This is a genomic window from Streptococcus mitis, from assembly GCF_003942775.1.
GTDB lineage: Bacteria > Bacillota > Bacilli > Lactobacillales > Streptococcaceae > Streptococcus > Streptococcus mitis_CN.
The window spans coordinates 1-989 of the sequence record NZ_RJNX01000022.1 but is presented as its reverse complement, the minus strand read 5'-3'; the positions used below and the strand labels follow the sequence as shown (position 1 = coordinate 989).

Below are 989 nucleotides of genomic sequence, written 5' to 3'. Positions count from 1 at the left end.
CGCATCTTTCTTAGCTTTAAGTGCGTCATCTATTGCTTTTTTAGCCGCTGGCTTAGCTACTGGCGTTGGAGTGACTGAGTCTACACTTGTTGCTCCATCATTTTTAGCTTGAGTTACTGCATCATTTGTTGTTGCGTTATCGATTGCTGTTTTCGCTGCGTCTGCTTTCGCTTTTGCATCTTCCTTAGCTTTTGCTTTCTCTTCAGCTGTTAAGTCGTTGTTCGCATCGATTTCTGCTTCCTTAGCTTTAAGCGCATCGTCTATTGCTTTTTTAGCCGCTGGCTTAGCTACTGGCGTTGGAGTGACTAAGTCTACACTTGTTGTTCCTGCAGTCTTAGCTTGTTCTACCGCATCGTTTGTTGTTGCGTTGTCGATGGCTTGTTTGGCTGAGTCTGCTTTGGCTTTCGCATCTGCTTTCGCTGCAGTTTTCTCTTCGTCTGTTAAGTCTGTACGAGAGTCGATTTCATCAGTCTTAGCTTTGAGAACTTCGTCGATGACTTTCTTAGCTTCTGGCTTCGCTACTGCGTCTGGATTTACATTGTTTACTTCTGTTGTTCCGTTAGCCTTAGCTTGTTCTACCGCCGCATTTGTTGTCGCGTTGTCGATTGCTTCCTTAGCTGTGTCAGCTTTCGCTTTAGCGTCTACTTTGGCTGCAGTTTTCTCTTCGTCTGTTAAGTCGTTGTTCGCATCGATCGCGTCATTTTTAGCTTTCAATGCATCATCGATTGCTTGCTTAGCCGCTGGCTTAGCTACTGGCGTTGGAGTTACTGAGTCTACACTTGTTGTTCCTGCAGTCTTAGCTTTAGTTACTGCATCATTTGTCGTAGCGTTGTCGATTGCTTCCTTAGCTGTGTCAGCTTTCGCTTTAGCGTCTTCCTTAGCTTTTGCTTTCTCTTCAGCTGTTAAGTCGTTGTTCGCATCGATCGCGTCATTTTTAGCTTTCAATGCATCATCGATTGCTTGCTTAGCCGCTGGCTTAGCTACTGGCG

The 989-nt window shown here is 45.3% G+C and carries 1 protein-coding gene; it reads right to left on the bottom strand.

Annotation, left to right across the window (positions count from 1 at the left end):
- Positions 1-989 (bottom strand): DUF1542 domain-containing protein (locus D8848_RS10630; protein WP_142999029.1); only part of this gene is annotated, 989 nt, incomplete at both ends.